Below are 23,299 nucleotides of genomic sequence, written 5' to 3'. Positions count from 1 at the left end.
TCGCCGGTGCCTGCGACCGGTCGCCAGCCCAAGGCCGGCCCCGAGCCGGGTCTGGAGCCGCAGCCGCAGACCTAGGGCAATTTGCTGGTCGCTAAAGTCTAAAAGCGGCGCCCATGGCGCCGCTTTTTTTGGCTTAGTCTAGCCTCTCCACGGGCGATGCGGATCCTGGGAGGCTCGGACGATGGTGGGGTCATTCAATGTCGCGACCGCGGCGGGTGTCGTCCTTGCGACGGCGGCGACGGATGCGGTCTATGTGATGTTCACATCGGCCGTCGCGACACGGCGCCGAATCTCGGCGGCGAGCTGGAGCAGCGTCTGGTATCTGCTCTCCTCTTACGCGGTCATCAATTACACCGAAAACTGGATCTACGTCTGCTTCGCCGCCGGCGGATCCTGGATCGGCGCGTTCTTTTCTCTGACGTTCCTGCGGTCACTGCCACCGCGGTCGCCCGCCGGGGCGCCGCCGGAATAACGGCAAAACAAAAAGGCCGGTCTGGAGACCGGCCTTTTTGCGAGATGAGCCGTCTTGGCTCAGGATTGGCCGGGGTTGAGGTCGGTCACCGCGCGGCGATTCTGCGACCAGCACGAAATGTCGTTGCACACCGCGACCGGACGTTCCTTGCCATAGCTGATCGTGCGGATGCGTTCCGCCGCCACGCCGCGCGAGGCCAGATATTCCTTGACGCGTTCGGCACGCCGCGCGCCGAGGGCGAAATTGTATTCGCGCGTGCCACGCTCGTCGGCATGGCCTTCGACGACGAAATTGTAGCGGCCGTATTGCTGCAGCCACGCCGCCTGCTTGTCGAGCGTCGCTTGCGCCGTCGGCGTCAATTCGGTCGAATCGGTATCAAAGAAGACGCGATCGCCGACGTTTTGGCTGAAATCCTGCGGCGAGCCGGGCGTCGCCGTGCCGTAGCCTCCTGCAAGGCCGTCGGCTCCCGGATTTTTGGCGCAAGCCGCCATCGCGAGGGCGGCGCCCAAGGCCAAGGCAAGCTTCAAAGCGCCCGCGCGCTGGTGAAGGCTCATGACAAAAACTCCTTTCATGGCACTCGGTCCGCCAGTCCTACCGGGCGTTGGTTAAACGAAGGTTCCGTCAACCTTTATGAGACCTTCCTGTGAAGCGTTGCATTCGCGTCATCCGTCGGGATGGTTAAATTGGCCTTGATGGCAGCAATGCGGCCAGCGCGTCGCTTTGGCGCAATCTCGCGGTTTTCCGCCCGCGAGCGTGTCCGAAAAGCCGCATCAATCCGACATGCCGGCCAAGCTTTCGGTCCGGAATGGGTGCGGCGCGTAGACGCCGAGGATCTTGAGTTCCTTGCAGAAGAAGGCCAGTTCCTCAAAGGCGCGCACGAGCGCCGGCTCGTCCGGGTGGCCGTCGACATCGGCGAGAAATTGCGTCGCGGTAAATTCGCCGTCGACCATATAGCTTTCGAGCTTGGTCATATTGACGCCATTGGTCGCGAAGCCGCCGAGCGCCTTGTAGAGCGCTGCCGGAACATTGCGGACACGAAAGACAAAGGTCGTCACGGCCGGGCCCGCGCCGACGGCCGGCCACCGCGGCTCGCGCGCCAGGATGACGAAGCGGGTCGTGTTGTGTTTGGCGTCTTCGACATCGGCGGCGAGAATGTCGAGGCCATAAATGTCCGCGGCCAGGGCCGGGGCGAGGGCCGCCTTTGTCGCATCGCGCCATTCGGCGACTTCCTTGGCAGAGCCCGCCGTATCGCCACTGATATGCGCGACAAGGTTGAGCTTGCGGATGATCTTGCGGCATTGGCCCAGCGCATGGACGTGGCTGTAGACCGATTTCAGGTCCTCGATTCGGGCGCCCTTGATGCCGAGCAATTGGAAGTGGATGGGCAGAAAATATTCGCCGATGATATAGAGCCCGGCCGTCGGCAGCAGCGCGTGAATATCGGCGACGCGGCCGGCCAGCGAGTTCTCGATCGGGATCATCGCATAGTCCGCGGCACCGTCCGTGACCGCCGTCAGCACGTCCTCGAACGTGGCGCGGGGCAGGGGCGTGAAATCCGGGAAGACGGCGCGGCAAGCGATATCGGAATTGGCGCCGGGTTCGCCCTGATAGGCGATTTTCTTATCGGTCATCTCTGCCTCGGAATGGGCGTCTCTGGAGCGCCCCGCGCTCTAAGCACAGTCTCGGGCACGATGATAGAGGGACGGACCTGCCGGAGCCAGAGCGGCGCGGGCCAAGGCAAGCGATGGACTTTTGCCCAAAAGGGAAAATACTCTCCCGCCTCGTTTATACGGGTTGCCAAGGCCGCGGCAAAACGACTAATCAACATGCGTTATGTTAGGTTTCGGTCGCGACGGGGGAGTGTGGTAAGCCATGAATTCTTTTGAGTTCAATAAGATCGCCGGGGGCGTTCTCGGCACGCTGCTATTTCTGCAAGTCGTTTATCTCGCCTCGAATGCGATTTTTTCGCACCCGACTCCGGCCAAGCCTGGCGATAATCTGGCCGGTGGCGAAGCGGCGAAGCCGGCCGCCGCGCCCGCGGCTCCTGCGCCGACCGAGCTTCTTGCGACGTATATCGGCAAGGCCGACGCCAAGAAGGGCGAGGACGATACCAAGCCCTGCCAAATCTGCCATAATTTCGCCAAGGGCGGCGGCGTGATCCTCGGGCCGCCGCTTTATGGCGTCGTCGGCCGCGCGCGCGCTTCGGTGCCGGGTTTCCAATATTCCGACGCGATGAAGGCCAAGGGCGGCACCTGGACGCCGCAGGATATCTTTACCTTCATCAAGGACCCACAGGCTTTCATTCCGGGCACGAAGATGACCTTCGCCGGCGAACCTGATCCGCAGAAGCGGGCCAATATCGTCGCCTATCTCGATACGTTGTCCGATCATCCCGTGCCGCTGCCGAAACCCGCGCAGTAAAAAAACGGCCGCAGCATAATCGCGCTTCGCGGCGGGTGCCGCGAAGCCTTCAATAGCTGGTGCGCGGCGCGTCACCTTGCGCGGTGATGTCAAAAAGCGACATAATCCTCCGACATTCTGCTCATGGCTCGTTTGCACAGCGCCAGAGAGGCTTTTTTGACATCCCAGAAACGCCCGGCCTTTTCCCGCCGCTCCGTTCTCCAGTTTTGCTCCGGCCTTCTCGGCGCCAGTGTTCCGCTTCGTTCGATCCGTCTTCTGGCCGATGTGCCGGCCGCCGGCCGTGAAACGCATGGTTTGTCGATCTTCGGCGATCTGGCTCTGCCGCCGGATTTCAAATCCTTCGCCTATGTCAATCCGCAGGCGCCGAAGGGCGGGCAGATCGTGCTTCAGCCGAGCGGCGGCGGCGCCAACGTCAATCCGACGACGTTCAATTCCTTCAACGTCTTCATCCTGAAGGGCGACGGCGCGACCGGCATGGGCGCCATCTTCGATTCCCTCATGGTCGGCAATAGCGACGAGCCGGATGCGCTTTACGGCCTCGTCGCCAAGAAAATCTGGGCTTCAGCGGATAAGCTCACCTACCGCTTCTTCCTGCGCCAGGAAGCGCGGTTCCATGACGGCACGCCGCTGACTGCCCATGATGTGGTCTTTTCGCTCAATATTTTGAAAGAGCAAGGCCATCCGGCCATTGCCCAATCCTTGCGCGACCTCGAAAGTACCATGGCGGAAGCCGATGATATCGTGCGCGTGACCTTGAAGAAGGGGCATAGCCGCGAGGCAATCCTGGCGGTTGCCGGCCAGCCGATCTTTTCCGCCGCCTATTATGGCAAACATGCCTTCAACGAGACGACGCTGGAGCCGCCGCTCGGCTCCGGGCCCTATAAGGTCGCAAGTTTCGACGCGGGCCATTTCATCGCCTTCGAACGCGTCGCCGATTATTGGGGCAAGGACGTGCCGGCCAATGTCGGGCAGAACAATTTCGATACCATCCGCTACGAATATTTTGCCGATCGCAAAGTCGCCTTCGAAGCGTTCAAGGCCGCGGTCTTCACCTTCCGCGAAGAATTCACCTCTGCGGTCTGGGCCACGCAATATAACTTCGCCGCAGTGAAGGACGGCCGCGTCAAGCGCGAGACTTTGCCGGATCAATTGCCGCTCGGCACCCAGGCCTGGTTCCTCAACGTCCGGCGCGAGAAGTTCAAGGACATTCGCGTTCGCGAGGCGCTCGAACAGTGCTTCGATTTCGAATGGACCAATCGCAACATCATGTACGGCCTTTACAGCCGCACGGTCTCCTATTTCCAGAATTCGCCGATGATGGCGAGCGGCAAGCCGTCGGCGCAAGAACTTGCGATCCTCGCACCGTTCAAAGCCAAATTGCCGGCTGCGGTTTTCGGCGATGTGCCGGTGCCGCCGGTTTCGGACGGCTCGGGCGAGGACCGCGCGCTGCTGCACAAGGCCAACGACCTTCTGCTTGCCGCCGGCTGCAAACGCGATGGCGACAATCTGCTGCTGCCGGACGGCAAGCCCTTCGAAATCGAATTTCTCGATTTTGACAATGCGCTGGAACCGCATACGGCGCCCTTCATCCGTAATCTCAATCTTCTCGGCATCACCGCCCGCTTCCGTGTCGTCGATCCGGCGCAGTATAAGGAGCGCACCGACAATTTCGATTATGACGTCGTCACATCGCGCTTCGGCCTCGGGCTGACTCCGGGCGAGGCGATGCGCGCCTATTTCGGCTCGCAGGTCGCGAACGTCCCGGGCTCCTATAATATCTCGGGCATTGCCGATCCGGTCGTCGACGCCTTGATCGAAGAGGCACTGACCGTCGATACGCGCGAGAAGCTCACTTACATCTGCCGCTGCATCGATCGCATCCTGCGTGCCGGTCATTATTGGGTGCCGATGTGGAACAAGCCCAATCATCTCGTTGCTTATTGGGACTTGTTCTCACGGCCCGCGCGCAGCGCAAAATACGACATCGGCGTCGTTTCGACCTGGTGGTACGACACCGCGAAGGCGGCGCGCGTGCAGCTTCCCGGCCATTGATATGCTCGCCTATATCGTCCGCCGAATCCTTCTGATGATTCCGACGATCTTCGGCATCCTGCTCATCTCTTTCGTCATCGTGCAATTTGCGCCCGGCGGCCCGGTCGAACGTATTCTCGCGCAATTGCAGGGCCTCGAGACCAATGCGACGGCGAATTTCACCGGCGGCGCGGATACGCGGGCGGGAGGCGGCGGCGCGGCGGACTATGGCTCACGCTATCGCGGCGCCCAGGGGCTCGATCCGAAATTCATCGCTGAGCTCGACAAGCAATTCGGTTTCGACAAGCCGGCGCCGGAACGCTTCTGGATCATGGTGAAGGATTACCTGCGCTTCGACTTCGGCAAATCCTATTTTCGCGATACTTCGGTTCTTGAACTGATCAAGGAGAAGCTGCCGGTCTCGATCTCGCTCGGCCTGTGGATGACGCTCATCTCTTATCTTATCTCGATTCCGCTCGGCATTGCGAAGGCGGTGCGCGACGGTTCCCGTTTCGATATCTGGACGTCGAGCGTCATCATCGTCGGCTATGCCATTCCGAGCTTTCTTTTCGCGATCTTTCTGATCGTGCTTTTTTGCGGCGGCTCATTTTGGCAGATCTTTCCGTTGCGCGGCTTGACTTCGGAAAATTTCGACACCTTGTCGCTGATTGGCAAGATCAAGGATTACTTCTGGCACATCACCTTGCCGGTGACGGCGCTGACACTCTCGGCCTTCGCCACCGTTACGTTTCTCACCAAAAACTCGTTTCTTGACGAGATCCGCAAACAATATGTCCTCACCGCGCGGATGAAGGGCCTGAGCGAAGGCCGCGTTCTCTACGGCCATGTTTTTCGCAACGCGATGATGATTGTCGTCGCCGGATTCCCTGGCGCCTTCATCAACGCCTTTTTCGGCGGCGCGCTGCTGATCGAGACGATCTTCTCGCTCGATGGACTTGGCCTGTTGTCCTATGAATCGGTCATCAACCGCGACTATCCCGTGGTCTTCGCGAACGTCTATATTTTCGCGTTGCTCGGCCTCGTCGTGAATTTGATTTCCGATCTCACCTATACCTGGATCGATCCGCGCATCGATTTCGAGACGCGGGAGGTCTGAGCGTGGAGAGCGCCGTTTCGAGCGCCGAAGCGAAATCCGGGCTCCGGCTTGCGCCGCCCTTGCCGAAGAGCGGGATGATCCGGCTGACGCCACTCAACCAGCGCCGACTCGCCAATTTCCGCCACAACAAGCGCGGTTATTGGTCGTTCTGGATCTTCATCGTCCTGTTTATCATTTCGCTCTTTGCCGATTTCATCGCCAACGACCGGCCCTTGATCGCATCCTACAAGGGCGAGCTTTTGTTTCCGATCTTTCACGATTATCCGGAATCGAAATTCGGCGGCTTTCTGGCGCGCACCGATTATCGCGATCCCTTCGTCGCCGACGAAATCAAGGCGCACGGCTGGATGATCTGGCCGCCGATTCATTATTCCTATCGCACGATCGAACGATCCCTGCCGACGCCGGCGCCGTCGCCGCCGACCTGGATGTTGACCAAAGCCCAATGCGAGGCCGCGGCAGCGCGCATCTTGCCGCCGGGGCGGCCAAACCGCGGCTGCGCCGACATCGAATGGAACTGGCTCGGCACCGACGATCAAGGCCGCGATGTTGCCGCGCGGCTGATCTATGGCTTTCGCATCTCCATTCTTTTCGGTCTCGCTTTGGCGTCGATCTCATCGGTCGTCGGCGTTGCGGCCGGGGCGGTGCAGGGCTATTTCGGCGGCTGGACCGATCTCATCATGCAGCGATTGATCGAGATCTGGTCGTCGGTGCCGCAGCTCTACCTGCTGATCATTCTGTCGTCGATCATCACGCCGAGCTTTTTCGTGCTGCTCGGCACGCTGCTGCTATTCTCCTGGGTGAGCCTCGTTCATGTCGTGCGCGCCGAATTTCTGCGCGCCCGGAATTTCGAATATGTCACGGCGGCGCGGGCGCTCGGCCTTGGCAACGCGCGGATCATGGTCAAGCACGTGCTGCCCAATGCCATGGTCGCGACCTTGACCTTTTTGCCCTTCGTCCTCAATGGCTCGATCTCGACTCTGACGGCACTCGACTTTCTCGGCTTCGGCCTGCCGTCGGGTTCGGCTTCGCTCGGCGAACTCCTGCTCGAAGGCGAATCGAACCTTCAAGCGCCGTGGCTCGGCCTGACCGGATTCTTTGTCATCGCCATCATGCTGTCTCTGCTGATTTTCATCGGCGAGGCAGTGCGCGACGCCTTCGACCCGCGGAAGACGATTGCATGAGCGACGCGCCGCTTCTCGATGTCCGCGAACTGCGCGTCGCCTTCCGACAGAGCGGCGAAGCTTTCGCCGCCGTCAAGGGCATTTCGTTCTCGCTGGCGCGCGGGCGGACCCTCGCCATCGTCGGGGAATCGGGCTCCGGCAAATCGGTGACGGCTTTGTCGATCCTGCGGCTGCTGCCGCCAGGCGCCGCCGTCTCCGGCGCAGCGCTGTTCAAAGGCGAGGATCTTTTAAAGTGCGACGAAAGACGCCTGCGGGCGGTCCGTGGCGCAGCGATCACCATGGTCTTCCAGGAGCCGATGACCTCGCTCAATCCGCTGCATACGATCGAACGGCAGATCGGCGAAATCCTCGAGCTTCACGGGGCGCGCAAGGGTTCGGCGCTGCGCCAACGCATTATTGACCTCCTCGTCGAGGCCGGCATCCCCGATCCGGCACAACGGCTCTCGGCCTATCCGCATCAGCTCTCCGGTGGCCAGCGTCAGCGCGTGATGATCGCCATGGGCCTCGCCAACCGGCCCGATCTCTTCATTGCCGATGAGCCGACAACGGCGCTCGATGTCACGGTGCAGGCGCAGATTCTGACACTGCTGAAGGATCTGCAAAAGCGCCACGACATGGCGATGCTGTTCATCACCCACGATCTCAATATCGTGCGCAAGCTCGCCGACGATGTCGCGGTGATGCAGCGGGGCGAAATCGTCGAAGCCGGCAGCGTCGCACAGATTTTCCGGTCGCCGCAGCATCCCTATACGCAAGCGTTGCTTGCGGCCGAGCCGAAGGGCCTGCCGCCGCAAAGCGATCCTGCGGCGCCCGTCGTGCTCGAAGCGCAGGATGTGCGTGTGCACTTCCCGATCCGGCGCGGTCTACTGCGCCGGACAATCGGCGCCGTCAAAGCCGTCGATGGGATTTCACTGTCCCTGCGGCAAGGCGAGACGATCGGCGTCGTCGGCGAATCCGGCTCCGGCAAGACGACGCTCGGCCTCGCCGTTCTGCGTCTCATCCGTTCGCAAGGTCCAATTCTCTATCTCGGACGGCGCATCGACGGCCTCAAGTTCAAGGCGATGCGGCCGCTGCGACGCGACATGCAGATCGTCTTTCAGGACCCCTATGGCTCGCTGTCGCCGCGGCTTTCGATCGCCGATATCGTTGCCGAAGGCCTGATCGCGCAAGGCGCGCGCTTGAGCCTTGACGAGCGGCGCGAGATCGTCGCCCGGGCGCTCGCCGACACCGGTCTCGATCCGGCGGCGATGGATCGTTATCCGCACGAATTTTCCGGCGGCCAGCGCCAGCGCGTCGCGATTGCCCGCGCCATGGTCCTGGCGCCGAAGTTCGTCGTGCTTGACGAGCCGACCTCGGCGCTCGACATGTCGGTCCAGGCGCAAATCGTCGATCTGCTGCGGCAATTGCAGGAAAAGCGCCAGCTTGCCTATCTCTTCATCAGCCACGATCTGCGCGTCGTGAAAGCGCTTGCCAATGAGATCATCGTCATGCGCCATGGCAAGGTCGTGGAGCAAGGCGCCGCCAGCGAGATTTTCGCGCATCCGCAGAGCGACTATACGAAGGCGCTGTTCGCTGCGGCCTTTGCCATCGAGGCCGACCGCAGCGGTGTCGTCGCGCAATAGGGCGCCTTACTTGAGCGCCCCTTACTTGGCCTTGCGCGAGACGATACCGAAATGTTTCGCGATGAAATGGTCGAGCGAGATCAGGCCCGGCCCGCGCGTGATCACGAGCAGAAAGCAGGTCGCCCAGACGCCATGCGTCGGCCAGGCGTCGGGATAGACGAAAATCTCGATGATCGAGGTCATGATCAGCAGCGAGAATGCGGCGAAGCGGCTGGCAAGGCCGAGCACGAGCAAGATCGGAAAGAAATGTTCGGCGAAAGCCGCCGCATAGGCCGCCGCCGTCGGGTCGACGAGCGGAAGTTTATATTCGTCCTGGAAGAGCGCGATGGCGCTGTCGCTCAGATGCCAGCCCTCGATCTTGGTCTGGCCCGATTGCCAGAAGACGGCGGCGGGAAACACCCGTGCCGCGAGGCCCAAGACCCAGTAGGGCAGGGATTCAAGCAAGCCGATGACTTGCGCGGCGCGCCGCAGGAGCGAACCTTGCTTGGCGGGAAGTGAAACACTGCTCATCGTATCGTTCCTTCGGGAGGCATGGACATGTGCGAGACGAGGCCGGCGCTGAACAGCGCCGCGAGATTGAGCGTGAGCTCGAAATCGGCCGCGGATAGCTGCGCGGTTTCGGCCGCTTCGGCGAGCGGCGTGGCGCGCGCCAGCGCTGTAAGAAAAGCCGCGCCGCCGGGCGGCAATATGCGGACCTCGACATCGATCGCCGGCCGCGAAATAAGCGCGGCCTGGTCGCGCCAATCTTCGATATTTGCGAGTGGCTGTTCGCCTGTGTTCATCGCCCAGATGGTGACGATCGGATGGGCCGAGACGATGATGGCGACCGCCGGATGCAGCGTGACGCGCAGGTCGGCGAGCGACTCGGCCGAGAGGACGGCGAGCGTCTCGGGCCCGAGCGGCGCTGCGTCGGCAGCGTGATAGGCGTGGGTGCGCGCCGCTTCCAGCCGGGCGAGATCGCCGAGATAAGGAATCTCCGCGCAGGCGGGCAGGCGCTCGAGAAAATCGGCAAAATCTTCGCCATAGATGGCGATCCTCCGCGACGTCGGCGGATGGCGGGCGACGAATAAGCGTGCGGCTTCGGCGAAAAATTCCTCGCCCACGACGCGACGCACCGCCGGAAAGCGTGTCGCCAAGGCCTCGATCAGGCTCACGGCGACATTGTTGCGATAGATCGCAAAGCGGCTGCGATGACCGGCGCTGACCGTCGCCGGCGCGGCGAGATCCGGATCGAGCAGGGCTGCGGCGAATTGGGCTTGGCTCATGGCGCTCACGCAGCCTGATGCGATTGGGCTTTGCGCGCGGCCTCGAGGATCTCGCCCGCTTTTGCAGCCTCATCGACGAGCGCCGGCCAAGCCGGCACGTCGTTGTCGCGCTCGATCAGGCTTGGCCGCGGCCCGGTGCGCGCCAGCACCCATTGGTAAAGCGCAAAGACGGGGTCTGCGATCGGCGCCCCATGCGTGTCGATGAGCAGGGTGCGGCCTTCGGCATCGGTCGCATCGCTATGGCCGGCGAGATGGATTTCGCCAATCCATTGGAGCGGGAAAGCGTCGAGATAGGTCTTCGGATCGAAACCCAGGTTGACGGCGCTGACATAGACATTGTTGATGTCGAGCAGCAGGCCGCAGCCGGTGCGGGCGGCGAGCTCGGCGAGAAATTGCGGCTCGGCGATCGTGCCGTCGGAAAAGCTCAGATAGCTTGCCGGATTTTCGATCAGCACGCGGCATTGCAGCGCCGCCTGCAATTCATCGACATGCGCGGCGACGCGCTTGAGCGTCGCCTCATTCAGCGGCAGCGGCAGAAGATCGTTGAAATAGGTCTCGTTGTGCGAGGCCCAGGCCAAATGTTCGGAAAAGCTCTCCGGCTCGTAGCGCACGCACAGCGCCTTGAGGGCCGCAAGATGATGGCCGTCGAGCCGCGTCTCGCCGCCGATCGAAAGACCGACGCCGTGCAGCGACAGCGCATAGTCGCGCCGCAAGGCGGCGAGCTGGCGATGCGGGACGCCGCCGGCGCCGAAATAATTTTCGGCATGGACCTCGAAAAAGCCGACCGCCGCCGGAGCCGCCGCGATATCGGAAAAATGTTGCGGCTTGAAACCGAGGCCGATCTCGGCCGGCAGCGAAGCGAAGCTCATGGCGAAAGTTCCCGCGTCAATCGGCACGCAAGCCTGCAGCCCGCGTGCCGGGCAAAATCACGAGAGCCGAATGGGCGCGGACAACCCGCATCCAACACCGCCCTCGCGCATCTCACATTTTCTCGGTCAAGGAGCCGGCGCCCTTGGGCGTCTTCATCGCGGTGCAGGTGCCCTTGGGCACGAGTTTGAAATAATGGCCGTCGTAATCGATCGGCTGGGTTCCGGCGCAGGTGGTACCGGCCCCGGCGGCGCAATCGTTATGGCCCTTCAGCGCCACGCCGTAACATTTTTCGGTCTTTTTGGTATCGGCCTGCGCCTGGACGGATACAAGCGCGATGGCGGCGGCGAGCGAGGAGGCCAAGGTGGCCTTCGTCAGTCCCGATTTGGTCGTCATAAATTGCTCCTTGAGCCTTGTGGAAGGGGCCGTCGTCGATCTGGGGTTGGCAACCCGCACGGCCCTAGTACGAGGCGCCTTCGATGGCCGTTACCGGCGCCGCCGACGATTTTAGATCACGAAGGCGTGACAACACGAGGCCAAAAAGGCATGTAACGCCAAGCAGGGTTTTTGCGAACAAGCTAAGAGGGTGCGTGCGGCCAGACCGGGATAGCGAGTGGAGTTCTCTTCTGCGCGCCGCTAATGCCGGGGATTCGCTGTCCTACCAGCGATTCCTGCGGGAATTGGCGCCGGTGCTGCGGGCCTTCGTGCGGCGTTTGCTGGCGCGGACAAATTCGGCAGGGGCTGAGGCTGAGGATATTGTGCAGGACATTCTGCTGGCCATCCATCTGAAACGGCAGACGTGGATCGAAACTGCGCCGGTGACGCCTTGGGTTTTCACCATTGCCCGGCATAAGACGATCGACGCCTTGCGCCGCCGCGGCCGGCATGTCGACGTCCCCATTGACGATTTTACGGAGATGCTCACGGCCGACACCGAAGAGCCCAATCTCGCCAGCCTTTATATCGACCGCCAGCTCGGCACGCTGCCCGAAGTGCAGCGCAAGGTCGTGCAGGCCATTGCGGTCGCCGGCGATTCGATTGCCGAGGCGGCGGAGAAGCTGATGATGACGCGGGGCGCCGTGCGGGTCGCCCTGCATCGCGGGCTCGCCGCGCTCGCCGCACGCACCTCCAGGGGAGGCGGCGCAGCATGAAAACGGATGACCTGATCCGTAGCCTGGCGCAGGACAGCGCACCGCGCATGTCTCTCGCGCAGGCGCTTCTTTACGGCTTTCTTCCAGGCGTCGCGGTCTCGCTCGTCTTCTATTCCCTGGCCATCGGCCTGCGCCCGCATCTCTTCACACTGCTGCCCGACTGGCGCATCCTGTTCAAGATTGCTTTCCCGGTCGCCGTTTTTGCCTGCGCCGGGCCTCTGGCCTTGCAACTGGCCAGGCCACGCGGCGACCCGCGGCCGCTGGTGCTGATCTTGATCGCGCTGCTGATTGTGCTCGCCGGCGCGGTCCTGATCGAACTGGCGGTCGTTCCGCCGGACCTCTGGCGTGTGCGCCTCATCGGCCACAACGCCCTTGTCTGCATGGTGCTGATCCCGCTGATGTCGGCGGCGCCGCTGGTCGGCACCCTCATCGCCCTGCATCGTGGCGCGCCGGACAATCCCGGTCTCGCCGGCGCCGTCGCAGGGCTTTTTGCCGGCGCGTTCGGCGCTTCGCTTTACGCGACCCATTGCCCCGACGATTCGCCGCTTTTCGTCGCGACCTGGTATACGCTCGCCGTACTGGTCGTCATGGCGGTCGGGGCGCTTGCGGGCAGCCGCTGGCTGCGCTGGTAATTTATTTCACTCGAACTATTTCACTTGAACTATTTCACTTGCCGCTTTTCGAGTTTGCGGGCGAGCGTGCGCCGGTGCATGCCGAGCCGCCGCGCCGTTTCCGAAATATTGAAATCGGCTTCGACCAGCGTGCGGTGGATATGTTCCCATTCGAGCGTCTTGATCGAGGTCGGGCGCTCTGTCAGGGGAACCTGCGTATCGCCGGCCGATCGCTGGAAGGCTTCCTCGATATCGTCGGTATTCGACGGCTTGGCGAGATAGTGGCGGGCGCCAAGCTTGATAGCTTCGACGGCGGTTGCGATGCTGGCATAGCCGGTCAAGACGACGATCAGCATTTCGGGATCGTGCGCGTGCAAGGCCTCGACGCAGGCAAGGCCCGAGCCGCCGCCGAGTTTGAGGTCCACCACCGCATAGCCGGGGTTCTGTGTTTCGAGCAACGTTTTCACCCCGCCGAGGCTGTCGGCGTGCAGCACCTTGTAATCGCGGCGCTCGAAAGAGCGCTTCAGCGTATTGGCAAAGGCGACGTCGTCCTCGACGATGATCAGCAAACGCTCATTGACCATAACGCGGGGCTCCGATTGCCAGGGCGCTCAAGGGCAGACGCAATGTTACGACGGCGCCGCGGCCGCGATTGCGCGCAGTGACGGTGCCGCCAAGTTTCCTGACCACATTGACGACGAGAAACAGGCCAAGGCCGCGGCCGCGCCGGCCTTTGCTCGATTGATAGGGCCGGCCGAAATTTGCCAGAATCTCCGGCGCGAAGCCAGGACCGATGTCGCTCACTTCGAGGATAAGCGAATCAGCCTCGCGCGCGGCGGTGAACCCGACCCAGCTCGGCGAGGCTTCCGCGGCATTGTCGAGCACGTTGAAAACGATCTGCTTCAGTGCCGAATCCGAGACGATCGGCAGGTCCGCCCCAAACTTGTTCTGATAGGCAAGCGTGGCCGTCGGCCGGCCCGCGCGCCAGTCGGCGACGATATCGTCGAGGAATTTTGTCACCGTCGTCACGCCTGGCGCCTCGCCGCGCGCCTCGCCGGCCGAAGCCAGGATATCGTTGACGATCCCCTTACAGCGGTTGACCGCCGTCTGCATTTCTTCGACCTCCTGGCGCAGGTCGGCATTGGTTTTGACGAGCGGCATGCGTCGCCAATCGCCAAGAATGACCGACAGCGAGGCGAGCGGCGTGCCGAGCTCATGCGCCGCGCCGGTCGCGAGCAGCCCGATACGGACGACATGGTCTTCTTCGATCGCGGCCTGTTTGAGCGTCGCGAGGCGGGTGTCGCGTTCGCGCAGATTGCGCGTGATCCGGCTGATGAAAACGACGAGCAGCGCCGCATTGAGGATGAAGCACACGAGCATCCCCAGAATTGGCAGCGAGAAGGTGTTGGTGCCGGCCCAGCGGCTTGGAATATCGAGCGGTTCGTGAAAGCTGACGAGAACGACAAAGCCGGTAAAGGTCAGTGCGACAATCAGCCAGGTCGATTGCGCATCGAGCAGCACCGCCGCCATCGTGATCTGCAGCAGATAGAGCGAGACGAAGGGATTGTTGGCGCCGCCGGAGAGCCAAAGCTGCGCCGTCAGGGCAAAGACATCGAGCATCGAGACGAGCAATAGCGCCGCGCTGCCGATATCGTCATGCGAGCGCAGCCAGAGGCGGCTCGCGAAATTGAGCAGGATGAGACCGCCCAGAACGGCCATCATCGGCGGCAACGGCAAGGAAATGCCGAGGCCGAATTGCACGAACATGATGGTGATGAACTGGCCGATCACCGCGATCCAGCGGAACTGGATGAGCAGGGCCATATTCTTGCGATTGGCGGCGTCCGAGATCGGCGGCGCGGCCATGAGGTCCGCCGCTGCACCTATCGGCGCCGGCGCCGCGACGGCCGCGTCATCGTCAAGGCTTGCGGGATCCGGGTCTTCGCGCGCTAGCATCTCGATCCAGGGTCGGCGGCGGCTTCGTGCCGTCCGCGCCATTCCTCCCGTACATTATAAAGGGTCCCGCCGGCCAACAGCAAAGCCAGGCTGAACCAGGTCAGGGCATAGATGAGATGGTTATTCGGAAAGCTGAGCACCGTCAGGCCGCCACGCGGCCAGGCAGCCGGATTGGCGCCGGCCTCGGCATCGATAAAATAAGGCGCCACGTCGGTGAGGCCGTGGGCGGCGGCGATGGCCGCGACATCGCGCGAATACCAGCGCCCCGCCTTGGGATCGTTCGGCCGTAGGAACCGGCCTTTCGGCTCGCTGATCCGCAGCAGGCCGGTGATGCTGGTCTCGCCGGAGATGACGTCGTGCTCGGCGCCCGCGCGCCGTGCCGGAGGAACGAAGCCGCGATTGATCAGTACGACGAACCCCTGGTCGGTTTTGAGCGGTGCCAGCACCCAAAAGCCGGGGCCGAGCTCGGTCAGGGCTTGAACGAAGGTCTCGCGGTCGTTGAGGAAGCGGCCGGATAACCGGACGCGCAGATATTCGTCCTTGGCGGTCGAGATCGCCGGCCAATCGGCGGGGCCGGGCGGCGCGACCGGCGCGGCATGGACCCGTGCATTGACGCGGGCGATGAGGTCGAGCTTCCAGACGCGCCGCTCGAGCTGCCAGACCCCGAGTGCGGTCAATCCGGCGACGGTGAGGCAAACGAAGCCGAAAAGCGCCCATCGCGCGAGCAGCGAGCGTCCCCGCCCCCTGCCGCGCGGGGTCGTCACGGCATCTGTCTCATGACGGCGGGGGTCGGCGCCATGTTCGAGGTGAGATGATACATGACCCACAGCGAGCCGCTGAGCGTGATGAACAGGATCACCACCGTGAAGATAAAGGTCATGATCGTCCAGCCGCGCTCGGACTTGAAGTCCACGTGCAGGAAATAGATGACGTGGACGATGATCTGGACGAAAGCGAAACCCATGATCGTGATCGCCGCCACCGTCTTGTCGGCGATGACGCCGGACATGACCAGCCAGAACGGAATGGCTGTCAGAACAACCGACAGGCCGAAGCCGATCAAATAGCTTTGCAGCGTGCCGTGCGGCGGGCTGTCGTCGTGGCCGTGATCGGATTCGTCGAGCGCGTGCGCATCAAGGCTCATCGCAACATCCCCAAGAGATAGACAAAGGTGAACACGCCGATCCAGACGACATCGAGGAAGTGCCAGAACATGCTGAGGCACAGGAGCCGGCGCTTGTTGGCCTGCACGAGTCCCTTGGTCGCGACCTGCACCATCAGCACGACCATCCAGACAAGGCCGGAGGTGACGTGCAGTCCGTGCGTGCCGACAAGAGTGAAGAAGGACGACAGGAAGGCGCTGCGCTGCGGCGTCGCGCCTTCGTGGATCAGGCCGGCGAATTCGTGCAGCTCGATGCCGACGAAGGCCGCGCCGAAGAGCGCGGTGACGGCAAGCCAGCCGAGCGTCGCGCCGGTCTTGTCCCTGTCCATCGCCAGCATGGCGAAGCCGTAGGTGATCGAGGACAAGAGCAGCATGGCGGTATTGACCGCCACGATCGGCAATTCGAACACGTCTTTCGGCGCCGGGCCGGCGGCATAATTGCCGCCCAGCACGCCGAAGGTCGCAAACAGGCACGCAAAGATGAGACAATCGCTCATCACATAGATCCAGAAGCCGAGGTATGTGCTCGCGCCTTCCGGATGCTCATGCTCGTCAGCGACGTAGAAGACCGGCGCCTGGGCGCCGGGTGTGGCGGTATCGGTCAGGACGGTCATGACTTAAGCCTTGGCCGAGAGGAGACGGGTGCGTTCAGATTCCGTGCGGCTCACATCGGCCGCCGGAATGTAAAAATCGCGGTGATAGTTGAACGTATGCGCAATGCCGGTGGCGATCGCCGCGGCAAAGCCCGCAATCGCCAGCCACCAGATGTGCCAGATCATCGCAAAGCCGAAGATCGTCGCGAGGGCCGCGAGGATGAGGCCGGCAGCCGTGTTCTTCGGCATATGGATCGGCTTGAAACCTTCGAGCGGGCGAACATAGCCGTGCTGCTTCATGTCCCACCACGCATCGATGTCGTGCACCATCGGCGTAAAGGCGAAATTATAGGCGGGCGGCGGCGAGGAGGTCGACCATTCCAAAGTGCGGCCGTTCCACGGATCGCCGGTCGTGTCGCGTAGCGCCTCGCGATTCTTGAAGCTGACGGCAATCTGGATGAGGAAGCTCGCAATACCGATGAGGATGAGCAGGGCACCGAAAGCCGCGATAATGAACCAGATGTGCAAAGACGGGTCGTCGATGACGCGCAACCGGCGGGTGACGCCCATGAAGCCCAGCACATAGAGCGGCATGAAGGCAAAGTAGAAGCCGCTGACCCAGAACCAGAACGACATCTTGCCCCAGAACGGATCGAGCTTGAAGCCGAAGGCCTTCGGGAACCAGTAATTGACCCCGGCGAACATGCCGAACAACACGCCGCCGATGATCACATTGTGGAAATGCGCGATCAGGAACAGGCTGTTATGCAGGACGAAGTCGGCCGGCGGCACCGCCAGCATGACGCCCGTCATGCCGCCGATCACGAAGGTCAGCATGAAGGCGACAGTCCAGAGCATCGGCACTTCGAAGCGGATACGGCCGCGATACATGGTGAACAGCCAGTTGAACATCTTCGCGCCGGTCGGAATCGAGATGATCATCGTCGTGATGCCGAAGAACGAGTTCACGCTTGAGCCCGAGCCCATCGTGAAGAAGTGGTGCAGCCAGACGAGGTAGGAGAGAATGGTGATGACGAGCGTCGCGTAGACCATCGACGTATAGCCGAAGAGCCTTTTGCCGCTGAATGTCGCCGTCACCTCGGAGAAGACGCCGAAAGCCGGCAGGATGAGGATATAGACCTCCGGATGGCCCCAGATCCAGATGAGGTTCACATACATCATCGGATTGCCGCCGAAATCGTTCGAGAAGAAGTTGAACCCGAGATAGCGGTCGAGGCTGAGCAGCGCGAGTACGGCGGTGAGAACCGGGAAGGCGGCGACGATGAGAATGTTGGTGCAGAGCGCCGTCCAGGTGAAGACCGGCATGCGCATCAGGGTCATGCCCGGCGCACGCAGCTTCACGATCGTACAGATCATGTTGATGCCGGAGAGCAGCGTGCCGATACCGGCGATCTGCAAGCCCCAGATGTAATAATCGACGCCGACATCGGCGCTATAGGCGGCTTCCGAAAGCGGCGGGTAGGCCAGCCAGCCGGTGCGTGCATATTCGCCGACGAAGAGCGAGATCATGGTGAGGATCGCGCCGGCGACCGTCATCCAGAAGCTGAAGCTGTTGAGGAAGGGAAAGGACACGTCGCGCGCGCCGATCTGCAGCGGCATGACCAGATTGATCAAGCCGGTGACGAACGGCATGGCGACGAAGAAGATCATGATGACGCCGTGCGCCGTGAAGATCTGGTCGTAATGGTGCGCCGGCAGGTAGCCCTGGCCGCCGCCGGAGGCCAAGGCCTGCTGCAGGCGCATCATGAGCGCATCGGCGAAGCCGCGCAGCAGCATGACGACGGCGAGGACGATATACATGACGCCGATCTTCTTGTGATCGACGCTGGTGAACCATTCCTTCCAGAGGTAGCCCCAGGCGCGCAGATAGGTAATGGCGCCGAGGACGACGAGGCCGCCGATCGCGACGCCGATAAACGTGCCGATCAGGATCGGCTCGCGATAGGGGATCGCGTCGAGCGTCAGGCGGCCGAAGATTTCGTGCTGCAGGGTCGGATTCATTTCGCGCAATACTGCCTTGAGAGGATTATTCGGCGTCGGTCGATTGCAGCGGCGCGAGGCGCACCGGTGCGGTAAGCTGGCGGGCAAGGTCGGCCGCGGTCGCAGCCGGTATCGCGGCGCCGTTGCGCTGGCAGAGCGCCGCGACATAGGCCCGCGTCGGGCCGGAGCCGCGTCGCGCATATTTGTCGTAGACGAGCGGCACGACATTATTGATACCGGCGAGGCCGAGCCCGCCCTTGGCATCGATCGCCATCATTTCGTCGAGACACATTTTGCCGGCGTCGACGCATTGATTGACCGCGAGCTTGAAAAGCGCCGGGTCGACCGCGCCATAGGTCTTGGGCGGCACGTTCTCGCTCGGCCGCTCGAGATCGAGATAGGTGTTGCGGTCGAGGGCGCCGCCATCAGCCTTTACCTTCGCGACCCATTTGCCGAAATCCGCCGCGCTCAGGCTGCTGAGAGCGAAATGCATTCCGGCGAAACCGCTGCCGCTGTAATTGGCCGAGAGACCTTGGAACACGCCTGTCTTGTTCATGACTGCGTGGAGCTGCGTTTCCATGCCCGGCATCGCATAGATCATGCCGGCCATGGCCGGGATGTAGAACGCGTTCATCACGCTCGACGAGGTGATTCGGAATTCGACCTGCTGATTGACCGGGACCGCCGCCTGGTTCAGCGTGGCAATGCCATATTGCGGGTAGATGAAGAGCCACTTCCAGTCGAGCGCAACGACGTCGACTTCGACCGGCTTTGCCGATGCCGGCACAGCCTTGCCTGCAGCAATGCGGTCGATTGGCCGATAGGGATCGAGGAGATGGGTGCTCACCCAGGTGACCGCGCCGAGCGCGATGATGATGAGCAGCGGCGCGCCCCAGATGACAAGTTCGAGTTGGGTCGAATGATCCCAGTCCGGCTCGTAGCGTGCCACCCGATTCGATTGGCGGTAGCGCCAGGCAAAGAGCACCGTCAGCGACATCACCGGCACGATGACGAGCAGCATCAACCAGACGGAATCGAGCAGGGCGTCGCGCTGCTGAATGGCGACATCGCCCGCCGGATCCAATACGATCGCCTTGCAGCCGCCGAGGAGGGTCAAGCACGAAAGCAAAGCGATAGAGCGGAGACGTCTCACGGCAATTCCCGTTTTTATGGCGCGGAGAATGATGGCGGTGACTGGCTAGCTGCACTGCAAAAGAGGAGCTATTGGACAATTTGCCCAATGCCCCGATGGCGCATTGCAGCACAAAAGACTGTCGACTTGTGGGGCCTTGCGGCGCCGGGTGCAGCCGTCTGCCATTTTGGGAGTAAGATCGATCCATGAGCGCCGAATCTGCAGCGCCTTCAGCAGTCCTTTCCTCCGGAGCCGAGGCGAGCGCCCAACACAGCGGCGTGAACCCGGCTGATCTCGCGACCGGCGTCATCATCGGGCGGACGTCGGAATATTTCGACTTTTTCGTTTATGCGATTGCCTCGGTCCTGGTCTTCCCGAAATGGGTCTTCCCCTATGCCTCGCCGCTGAACGGCACGCTCTTGTCCTTCGTCGTCTTTGCGGTTGGCTTTCTCGCCCGGCCGGTCGGCGATGCCCTCTTTTTGACGGTCGAGCGAGCCTTCGGCCGTGGCGTTAAACTGACCATCGCCTTGTTCCTGATGGGCGCTTGCACCGTGTCGCTGGGCTTTTTGCCGGGCTATGCACAGGTCGGCTGGGTCTCGGCATTGATCCTGACGATTCTGCGCATCGGCCAATGTATGGCTTTCGGCGGCGTGTGGGACGGCCTGCCGTCGCTGCTCGCGATTTACGCGCCGGAGAAACAGCGCGGCTGGTATGCCATGATTCCGCAGCTCGGCGCGCCGCTCGGGCTGATCGTCGCCAGCGGCCTGTTCGCCTATTTCATCTCCTATCTGACGCCGCAGGATTTCTACGATTGGGGCTGGCGTTATCCGTTCTTTGTCGCCTTCGCCATCAACGTCGTGGCTCTGTTCGCCCGGCTGCGCATCGTCGTCACGCCGGAATATCGCGAACAGTTCGAGGCGCTCGAACTCCAGGCGGCGCCGGTGCTTGAGACGATCGAGGCGGAAGGCCGCAACATCATCATCGGTGTCTTTGCTCCGCTCGCCAGTTTCGCCATGTTCCACATGGTGACGGTCTTCCCCTTGTCCTGGGTTTTGCTGTTCACCAATCAGACGGCGGAGAAGTTTCTCATCATCGAATTGATCGCCGCCATTTTTGGCGTGATCGCGATGGTCGCGTCCGGCCTCATCGCCAACCGCATCGGCCGCACGCGGGTGTTGAGCATCACCGCTGCCGCGATCGCCGCGTTCAGCGGTTTTGCGCCGCAATTGCTCAACACCGGCGATGCCGGCGAGACGGCCTATATGGTCATCGGTTTCATTCTGCTCGGCCTTTCGTTTGGCCAGGCCTCTGGGACGGTCGCCTCCAATTTCGCGCAAATCTATCGCTATACGGCTTCGGCCTTGACGTCTGATCTTGCGTGGCTTTTCGGCGCCGGTTTCGCGCCCTATGTCGCGCTTGCCGTTTCGAGCCGCTTCGGCGTCATGTCCTCCGGCGGCTATTTGCTGTCGGGTGCGATCGTCACGGTTTTGGCACTCGCCATCAATCGGCAGCTCGAGGTCGATTGAGGCTGACCGATCGGCGGGCAGGCCTCTTGCGGGGGCCGTCCCGGTCCTGATCGAGCCGCAAAACGTTCGCGCCGAGGCGTCGTAAACCCGCCATTGTGGCTCTATATGCCTCCGCGATCGGAAGAGCAGGAGGCTGAAATGCGGTCACGGATTTCGATGTTTGCGGGCGTCGCGCTCGCCGTTGCGGCGATGACGCCCGCGTCCGCCGAACCGCTCGCTTTGGCGTCATGCGCAAAATTCACTGCCGCGCGGGACGACAAGGCGGCGCTGTTCGCAGGCTATATCTATGGGTTTCTGGCGGCGCGGCTCGGCACGCAGGACGAGAAACGCCTGACGGCCGCAGCGCTGAAAGTGCGGTCGTCCGCGCTGGATTTCTGCCGCAAGAACGAGAATGCCGTTTTCGTGAAAGTGGTCGGCGCTTTGGCGGCTGATGTGGCAAAGAAATCGTGGATTCCAAAGCTCTGATTACGTTATAAATTCCTCGCTTGAGATGGGCGGCGCCGTGTCCTTCGCGCTCTCGGACATGTGAGTGCCGGCAAAGGCGATCCGGGGTAAATTCCGCCCGGATCCTGTCTTTCTTGGGGGCAGATATGGTTCGGCGTTGCATCGGCTTAGCGGCAATCCTCGTTCTCGGCTGGGGCTCGGTTGCTCTTGCGTCGGCTGCTCTTGCGCAAGACGGCCAAGCGCCGAAGCATCCGGCACATAAGGCCCATGCCAAGACGGTCGAGAGCAGCAACCCCAACGATTTTTCCGAGGATTGGTCGATCGCTGCGCCGAGATCGTCCGGCGGCTCGTCGGCGGGGGTGGGTGAAGATCCGAGTGTCGCTGCGGGACGCAAGAAATTCTTCGAGCAATCGACGACGATGCAGGGTGGCGGGCCGACCGGATCCCAAAGCGGCTCGAGCTCCGGCTTCCAGCCTTCGATGGGCCTGAGTTTCTGATTTTCCGCGCCCGGCCGGTTTCCCAACACTATAATGAGGCTTGCAGCCGTTCGGTTCGGGCGGCGGCATGCTCGCGTGCGCCACGCCGAGCCGCGCTCCAAATCGGCTTCGCAAGCGATAGGATGATCGCTTCGATCACGACACTTGTCGCGAGAGACGCAGCGAGCAAATAGACGCTCTCCCACGACCAATGATAGCGGATCGGCGATCCTGCCGGCAGATAATAAAACAGAACAGGGTGCGCGAGCATGATGACGAGGGATCGTTTCCCGACCGATGCCATCGCGGGAACGAATCGCGAGACGGTTTTTGCGACATAGAGAACGGCGAAGGATCCGGCGACGGCTCCCGTCATCGCCAAGGGGAAGTTGTCGTATTGTCTATTGTTCATCGAGAGCATGCTGAACGACATGCAGCCGAACCAAACGACCCCGGCTCCCAAGGCATGCCAGACCGTGGCGCGAGCGACGTAATCGTGTTGCTTTAGTTCGTATCCTACGAGGACGAAAAGCAGCGCGACGAAAGAAATATCCAAGCTCCAAGGCAGGAATATTTTTCGCCCGATCAGAACGCCCAAGAGCGCCATCGAGATCGCCGCGCACAGCCGTATGCCGGCAGGGGCCCGTCGCAGCGCCTTCAAAAAAAACAGGAACAGGATTTCGGTGCAAAACAGCGCCGCCAAAAACCACGCGGTTCCCACCGGCGTTATCCAGGCGAGCGACGCAAGAACATTGATTTGCCCGATGCCATAGAGGTAGCTGACGAGGCTTTGAGAAGCCAAGGCGGCAATTGCCCCGCCGGGTGTGGCCACAAATGGCTTCGGACACGAAAATAGGAGCCAAATCGAAAATACCGAAACCCCGCAGACAAAATACGGGATCATCAAGTGATGGAATTTCGTCTTGATCGTCTTCGGCAGGTCGGCGTCGTTCTTTTCGAAATTGAACAAATACCCGGATATGACGAAAAACAACGGCATATGAAACGAATATAGCGTTCTCGCGAGATATCCGGTCGGTTCGACGACGTGACCGACGACGACCGCGATGATTCCGATTCCTTTCGCCGCATCGATCCAATCGATCCGCTTCGCATCATTCATATTCGATGCCTCGAGAACAGCAGGGGGCGATGAGAAAATCTTGAATCGTCTCTTTCGTTCCTAAAGCCGGGCAGGAATCGCTGATTACAAAGACGGGCGGTGAATCGGACGATTGTCCTGAAAGCCTCCGGCAGATGCCGTCGCT

Annotated in this window: 25 protein-coding genes; 11 read left to right on the top strand and 14 right to left on the bottom strand. The window is 61.8% G+C overall.

Annotated elements, in window-relative coordinates; translation table 11 throughout:
- Positions 1-181: 181 nt before the first annotated feature.
- Positions 182-472 carry a hypothetical protein gene (locus Q0025_RS08795; protein ID WP_297298074.1) on the top strand — a complete coding sequence of 97 codons (291 nt, stop codon included), beginning with the start codon at positions 182-184 and terminating at the stop codon, positions 470-472.
- A 59-nt stretch (positions 473-531) separates the two neighbouring features.
- Here the strand turns inward: Q0025_RS08795 and pal are convergent, their stop codons facing one another.
- Positions 532-1,026, bottom strand: coding sequence for a peptidoglycan-associated lipoprotein Pal (gene pal / locus Q0025_RS08790; RefSeq protein WP_297298072.1), 495 nt, complete (start codon positions 1,024-1,026; stop codon positions 532-534).
- Between the two features lie 216 nt (positions 1,027-1,242).
- Positions 1,243-2,103, bottom strand: coding sequence for a prephenate dehydratase (locus Q0025_RS08785; protein WP_297298070.1), 861 nt, complete (start codon positions 2,101-2,103; stop codon positions 1,243-1,245).
- A 241-nt stretch (positions 2,104-2,344) separates the two neighbouring features.
- Between Q0025_RS08785 and Q0025_RS08780 the strand changes: the two genes are divergently transcribed.
- The 5 genes from Q0025_RS08780 (at position 2,345) to Q0025_RS08760 (ending at position 8,847) form a co-directional block, all read left to right on the top strand.
- Positions 2,345-2,893: a cytochrome c family protein gene (locus tag Q0025_RS08780; RefSeq protein WP_297298068.1), complete on the top strand. Its 549-nt coding sequence runs from the start codon at positions 2,345-2,347 to the stop codon at positions 2,891-2,893.
- Positions 2,894-3,049: 156 nt separating this feature from the next.
- A complete protein-coding gene (locus tag Q0025_RS08775) occupies positions 3,050-4,945 on the top strand; it encodes an extracellular solute-binding protein (protein WP_297298066.1) in 1,896 nt (631 codons plus the stop codon).
- Between the two features lies 1 nt (position 4,946).
- Positions 4,947-6,041: a microcin C ABC transporter permease YejB gene (locus Q0025_RS08770; protein WP_297298064.1), complete on the top strand. Its 1,095-nt coding sequence runs from the start codon at positions 4,947-4,949 to the stop codon at positions 6,039-6,041.
- Between the two features lie 74 nt (positions 6,042-6,115).
- Complete coding sequence (locus Q0025_RS08765) at positions 6,116-7,225, top strand: ABC transporter permease (protein ID WP_297298080.1); 1,110 nt, start codon at positions 6,116-6,118, stop codon at positions 7,223-7,225.
- Positions 7,222-8,847, top strand: coding sequence for an ABC transporter ATP-binding protein (locus Q0025_RS08760; protein ID WP_297298062.1), 1,626 nt, complete (start codon positions 7,222-7,224; stop codon positions 8,845-8,847). The genes Q0025_RS08765 and Q0025_RS08760 overlap by 4 nt, the downstream gene beginning before the upstream one ends.
- A 21-nt stretch (positions 8,848-8,868) precedes the next feature.
- On the opposite strand, the gene Q0025_RS08755 is transcribed toward Q0025_RS08760, so the two are convergent.
- The 4 genes from Q0025_RS08755 to Q0025_RS08740 all read right to left on the bottom strand — a co-directional run bounded on the left by Q0025_RS08755 (position 8,869) and on the right by Q0025_RS08740 (position 11,375).
- A complete protein-coding gene (locus tag Q0025_RS08755; protein ID WP_297298060.1) occupies positions 8,869-9,357 on the bottom strand; it encodes a DoxX family protein in 489 nt (162 codons plus the stop codon).
- On the bottom strand, positions 9,354-10,112 hold the full coding sequence (locus tag Q0025_RS08750; protein ID WP_297298059.1) for a DUF2063 domain-containing protein: 759 nt from the start codon (positions 10,110-10,112) through the stop codon (positions 9,354-9,356). Before Q0025_RS08750 ends, Q0025_RS08755 begins: the two co-directional genes overlap by 4 nt.
- Positions 10,113-10,117: 5 nt before the next feature.
- Positions 10,118-10,981, bottom strand: a complete 864-nt coding sequence (locus tag Q0025_RS08745) for a DUF692 domain-containing protein (protein ID WP_297298056.1) — start codon at positions 10,979-10,981, stop codon at positions 10,118-10,120.
- Positions 10,982-11,093: 112 nt separating this feature from the next.
- Entirely contained in the window at positions 11,094-11,375 is a 282-nt protein-coding gene (locus Q0025_RS08740; protein WP_297298054.1) for a DUF2282 domain-containing protein, read from the bottom strand.
- Between the two features lie 194 nt (positions 11,376-11,569).
- Here Q0025_RS08740 and Q0025_RS08735 point away from each other — a divergent pair, with 194 nt between their 5' ends.
- Both Q0025_RS08735 and Q0025_RS08730 read left to right on the top strand, forming a co-directional pair.
- Complete coding sequence (locus Q0025_RS08735; protein WP_297298052.1) at positions 11,570-12,130, top strand: sigma-70 family RNA polymerase sigma factor; 561 nt, start codon at positions 11,570-11,572, stop codon at positions 12,128-12,130.
- Positions 12,127-12,762 (top strand): DUF1109 domain-containing protein, encoded by a 636-nt coding sequence (locus tag Q0025_RS08730; RefSeq protein WP_297298050.1) that lies wholly within the window; start codon positions 12,127-12,129, stop codon positions 12,760-12,762. Before Q0025_RS08735 ends, Q0025_RS08730 begins: the two co-directional genes overlap by 4 nt.
- A 29-nt stretch (positions 12,763-12,791) precedes the next feature.
- Here the strand turns inward: Q0025_RS08730 and Q0025_RS08725 are convergent, their stop codons facing one another.
- The 7 genes from Q0025_RS08725 to cyoA form a co-directional block, all read right to left on the bottom strand.
- Positions 12,792-13,325, bottom strand: coding sequence for a response regulator transcription factor (locus tag Q0025_RS08725; protein ID WP_297298048.1), 534 nt, complete (start codon positions 13,323-13,325; stop codon positions 12,792-12,794).
- Positions 13,315-14,607, bottom strand: a complete 1,293-nt coding sequence (locus Q0025_RS08720; protein ID WP_297298047.1) for an ATP-binding protein — start codon at positions 14,605-14,607, stop codon at positions 13,315-13,317. The genes Q0025_RS08725 and Q0025_RS08720 overlap by 11 nt, the downstream gene beginning before the upstream one ends.
- 83 nt (positions 14,608-14,690) lie before the next feature.
- A complete protein-coding gene (locus tag Q0025_RS08715; RefSeq protein ID WP_297298078.1) occupies positions 14,691-15,425 on the bottom strand; it encodes an SURF1 family protein in 735 nt (244 codons plus the stop codon).
- 32 nt (positions 15,426-15,457) lie between these two features.
- A complete protein-coding gene (cyoD, locus tag Q0025_RS08710; protein WP_297298045.1) occupies positions 15,458-15,841 on the bottom strand; it encodes a cytochrome o ubiquinol oxidase subunit IV in 384 nt (127 codons plus the stop codon).
- The gene (cyoC, locus tag Q0025_RS08705; RefSeq protein WP_297298044.1) at positions 15,838-16,473 is read right to left on the bottom strand and encodes a cytochrome o ubiquinol oxidase subunit III; all 636 of its coding nucleotides are present in this window, start codon (positions 16,471-16,473) and stop codon (positions 15,838-15,840) included. Before cyoC ends, cyoD begins: the two co-directional genes overlap by 4 nt.
- A 3-nt stretch (positions 16,474-16,476) precedes the next feature.
- Complete coding sequence (cyoB, locus tag Q0025_RS08700; RefSeq protein ID WP_297298042.1) at positions 16,477-18,474, bottom strand: cytochrome o ubiquinol oxidase subunit I; 1,998 nt, start codon at positions 18,472-18,474, stop codon at positions 16,477-16,479.
- 25 nt (positions 18,475-18,499) lie between these two features.
- On the bottom strand, positions 18,500-19,606 hold the full coding sequence (gene cyoA / locus Q0025_RS08695) for a ubiquinol oxidase subunit II (protein WP_297298040.1): 1,107 nt from the start codon (positions 19,604-19,606) through the stop codon (positions 18,500-18,502).
- Between the two features lie 185 nt (positions 19,607-19,791).
- Here cyoA and Q0025_RS08690 point away from each other — a divergent pair, with 185 nt between their 5' ends.
- The 3 genes from Q0025_RS08690 (at position 19,792) to Q0025_RS08680 (ending at position 22,052) form a co-directional block, all read left to right on the top strand.
- On the top strand, positions 19,792-21,111 hold the full coding sequence (locus Q0025_RS08690) for an MFS transporter (protein ID WP_297298038.1): 1,320 nt from the start codon (positions 19,792-19,794) through the stop codon (positions 21,109-21,111).
- A 138-nt stretch (positions 21,112-21,249) separates the two neighbouring features.
- On the top strand, positions 21,250-21,576 hold the full coding sequence (locus tag Q0025_RS08685) for a hypothetical protein (RefSeq protein ID WP_297298036.1): 327 nt from the start codon (positions 21,250-21,252) through the stop codon (positions 21,574-21,576).
- Positions 21,577-21,701: 125 nt separating this feature from the next.
- Positions 21,702-22,052, top strand: a complete 351-nt coding sequence (locus tag Q0025_RS08680) for a hypothetical protein (RefSeq protein ID WP_297298034.1) — start codon at positions 21,702-21,704, stop codon at positions 22,050-22,052.
- Positions 22,053-22,080: 28 nt separating this feature from the next.
- Here the strand turns inward: Q0025_RS08680 and Q0025_RS08675 are convergent, their stop codons facing one another.
- Positions 22,081-23,154 (bottom strand): acyltransferase family protein, encoded by a 1,074-nt coding sequence (locus Q0025_RS08675; RefSeq protein ID WP_297298032.1) that lies wholly within the window; start codon positions 23,152-23,154, stop codon positions 22,081-22,083.
- Between the last annotated feature and the right edge of the window lie 145 nt (positions 23,155-23,299).

The sequence above is a fragment of the uncultured Methylovirgula sp. genome (assembly GCF_947646745.1).
GTDB lineage: Bacteria > Pseudomonadota > Alphaproteobacteria > Rhizobiales > Beijerinckiaceae > Methylovirgula.
Note: the sequence above shows the minus strand (reverse complement) of the source record. Positions and strands in the feature narration are given on the sequence as shown.